Source organism: Bradyrhizobium sp. (assembly GCF_019244115.1).
In the GTDB taxonomy this organism is placed as follows: domain Bacteria; phylum Pseudomonadota; class Alphaproteobacteria; order Rhizobiales; family Xanthobacteraceae; genus Bradyrhizobium.
The window spans coordinates 1-3107 of the sequence record NZ_JAFATE010000725.1 but is presented as its reverse complement, the minus strand read 5'-3'; the positions used below and the strand labels follow the sequence as shown (position 1 = coordinate 3107).

Sequence of the window (3107 nt, the reverse complement as noted above, 5' to 3'; positions counted from 1 at the left end):
CGGAAACAGGCGCGGCCGCAAGGCCAGCAATTGCCTTGCGCAGGCGATGTAGTTCAGATCCGTCATCGCCTTGCGGGTGAAGACCGGATAGCCGGCAAGCCCGCGCTCCTGTGCGCGCTTGATCTCGGTGTCCCAATAGGCGCCCTTGACGAGCCGCACCATCAGCCGCCGATCCAGGGCCTTCGCCAGCCCGTCGACATAGTCGATGACGGTGCCGGCGCGCTTCTGGTAAGCCTGGATGGCAAGTCCAAAGCCGTCCCAGCCGGCGAGCGAAGCATCGCTGGCCGCGGCCGCGATCACGTCCAGCGATAATTCCAGCCGGTCGGCTTCCTCGGCATCGACAGTAAAATTGAGATCAAACGTTTTTGCGCGGCGCGCGAGATCGATCAGGCGCGGCGCCAATTCGGCCATTACGCGGCCGCGGCTGATCGGCTCGAAGCGCGGATGCAACGCCGACAGTTTGACCGAAATGCCGGGACGGTCGGGCAGCGGGCGATTGCCCGCAACCTCGCCGATCGCTGCGATCGCCGCCGCATAGGCATCGAAGTAGCGCGCCGCATCATCGGCGGTGCGCGCGCCTTCGCCGAGCATGTCGAAGGAGTAGCGCGAGGGCCTCGCCGATCGCGGCTCGGCCCGCGCCAGCGCGGCCTCGATGGTTTCTCCGAGCACGAAGTGGCTTCCCATCAGGCGCATCGCCTGACGCGTCGCCGCGCGCACCGCCGGCGCCCCGAGCCGCTTGACCAGCCGGCCGATCGTGCCTTCCGGTGTCTCGCCGGGCTGGATCACCCGTGCCGACAGTCCGAGCGCCCAGGCCGACGCATTGACCAGGAAGGCGCTCGACTTGGTCTCGTGATGGACGAAATCGCCTTCGCCGAGCTTGTCCTCGATGAAATGGTCCGCGGTATGTGAATCCGGCACGCGCAGCAGCGCCTCTGCCAGGACCATCAGCGCAAGGCCCTCCTTGGTGGAGAGCGCGAATTCGCGCAGCATGTCCTCGACGCCGCCGAGGCGGTCGTCGCGGCGCCTGATGGCTTCGATCAGCCGCCTCGCGGTACTGTCGATGCGCTGCTCCTGCGCGCGGCTCAGGCGCGCGCCGTCAAGCAGTTTTGCCGCAATACCGCCATCGTCCGGTGAATAGGACGCTGCAAATGGGGGAATCGGCCAATGCTCGGTCATCGCGGGGTGACATCAACCTCCCGTTCAGCCATCATGCTGCCAGTTCTCCTCAGTTGAAACGGCTTCGATTGATTTCCAGGTCAATTTTTTTGGGGGCGAAACAATCATGCAGATGAAGGGGCGGCAACCGGGCGACACGCCCGGCAATGTTGCGGCGGCGTGTGGCCTTGTGTTGTTGGCTCTCGTATCGATCCTCCTCGTCGACATGTGGCCCGCGGAGGCCGCGGAGCTGAGCGCGCAGCAGGCGGCGCTCTACACCACGGTATCGATCTTTCCGCCCGGCGCGGCGTCGATGACGGTCTGTTACAGCTTCGGCTGCCGCCGTCGCGAGATGCTCGACTTCTCACCCGCCGACCGAAGCGTGCTCACAAGGATCATGGCCGCGGGCAAGGCGTCCGCCGCGGCCGAGCGGGCCGCGGTGCAGAAGGCGGTGATCTGGTTCGATCGCCGCATGGGACCGATCATCGGCACCGACAAGCGGATCGCGAAGGCGGATTTCCGTGCCCTCGACGACAAGCATAATTACGATTGCTGGGACACCACGCGCAACACCACGAGCCTCCTGCTGGTGATGCAGGGATGGGGCCTCTTCAAATACCACGTGGTCGGCGACCCGCATTATCGCGGCAATGTGCTGGTGCTGCAGACGCCGCACAACACCGCGGTGCTGGTCGAGCGCGCGACCAAGGTGGAGTGGGTCGTCGACATGTGGCCACGCGGCTATGCAGTGGCGCCTGACGTCATGACGGTCGAGAAATGGGTCACGGAATATTAGCGTCGTGCCTGGTCGGGCGGTTTTCACGCGAACCGGTATCCGCTCCGAGAGCGCACGCCTCCACGCCGCCGATAAAGGCTCCGCCGCATCGCTTTGGAACAGCGTGCGGCAACGTCGTTGCCGCGCGCCGATGGAGCAACCGGGCTCCGAAGTTTAAATAAACCGCATTCCGATTTGAAGTCCTCCGGACGTATGCTGCCGCGCGTGAGCCGCAAGGACTTCAAATCGGCGGCTCTAGACCTTGAGATTTTCCGCCGAGGTCTTGCCGCGATTGGCGATTTCTTCGTACTCGATTGCCTGTCCTTCATTGAGCGTGGAAAGCCCCGCCTTCTGCACAGCAGAAATATGAACGAACACGTCCTTCCCGCCAGACGAGGGCTGGATGAATCCATATCCCTTCGTCGGGTTGAACCACTTGACCGTACCTTTAGCCATTCCCAGTCTCCGCGAGATCGAAAAGAAACGAGCAGCCGGTCCCCGCAAAACCGTCCTGTTCGGCGCGGCAGGATATCCCGGTTGGGTTAGGCTTAATAGCTCAAACAATGGCGGGATTTGGCCAAAAACCCCCGATATCGTGGCACTTTCGGAGCTTTTCACAACTTCGGTGACATTTGGCGTAGCGATCAACTGGATTCGCCGCTTCCGACCCCGTTTTTCGAGACCCCGTGCAGATCGGCCCCTGCGGTCCCCTCAATAGGCCGTCGCCAGGTAGTCGACGATCCCGGCGACGTCGGTATCTGCGATCGGAGCACCATAAACCTTGATCATCTTGGTGACCTCGGCCTGCCAAAAAGCCCTCTTGTCCTTGGCCCCTCGCGGCTGGGTGCTGACGTAATCCGCGGAGTGGCAGGCCGAACAATTGTTCTTCACCACGTCGAGATTGGGCCCTGGTTTGAAGGCGGCGGTCTCCGCGGGCAAGGCATACGATATCGGCGATGCCAGGACCGGTATCGGCCCGAGCGTCGCAGCAGCGAGCAGCAGATGAAGCAGCCGGGCTCGCATGATCGTCTCCCTCAGCTCGCGGTGACGCGCACGGTTTCGACGACATTGCGCAAATAGCCGGCTGGATTCCAGCGCGGCTCCATCGGCTGTACGTCGCCGGCATTGCTGGTGGCGCGAACCTTGAGCTCTGCGGGTCCGGCGGCGAGCTTGACGG

At 63.4% G+C, this 3107-nt stretch carries 4 protein-coding genes and 1 pseudogene; 1 reads left to right on the top strand and 4 read right to left on the bottom strand.

All coding sequences use genetic code 11. The annotated features are described in order from the left end of the window. A partial coding sequence (locus tag JOZ76_RS31250) for a proline dehydrogenase family protein (protein ID WP_291705249.1) occupies nucleotides 1–1176 on the bottom strand: 1176 nt, incomplete at its 3' end. 205 nt (nucleotides 1177–1381) lie between these two features. Here JOZ76_RS31250 and JOZ76_RS31245 point away from each other — a divergent pair. Beyond that, on the top strand, nucleotides 1382–1951 hold the full coding sequence (locus JOZ76_RS31245; RefSeq protein ID WP_291705250.1) for a hypothetical protein: 570 nt from the start codon (nucleotides 1382–1384) through the stop codon (nucleotides 1949–1951). Between the two features lie 234 nt (nucleotides 1952–2185). Here the strand turns inward: JOZ76_RS31245 and JOZ76_RS31240 are convergent, their stop codons facing one another. The 3 genes and pseudogenes from JOZ76_RS31240 to JOZ76_RS31230 form a co-directional block, all read right to left on the bottom strand. Then, nucleotides 2186–2386: a cold-shock protein gene (locus tag JOZ76_RS31240; RefSeq protein ID WP_291705248.1), complete on the bottom strand. Its 201-nt coding sequence runs from the start codon at nucleotides 2384–2386 to the stop codon at nucleotides 2186–2188. 255 nt (nucleotides 2387–2641) lie between these two features. Next, nucleotides 2642–2953: a SorB family sulfite dehydrogenase c-type cytochrome subunit gene (sorB, locus tag JOZ76_RS31235; RefSeq protein ID WP_291705247.1), complete on the bottom strand. Its 312-nt coding sequence runs from the start codon at nucleotides 2951–2953 to the stop codon at nucleotides 2642–2644. Between the two features lie 11 nt (nucleotides 2954–2964). Then, nucleotides 2965–3107, bottom strand: a pseudogene (locus JOZ76_RS31230) (molybdopterin-dependent oxidoreductase); the annotation flags it as partial.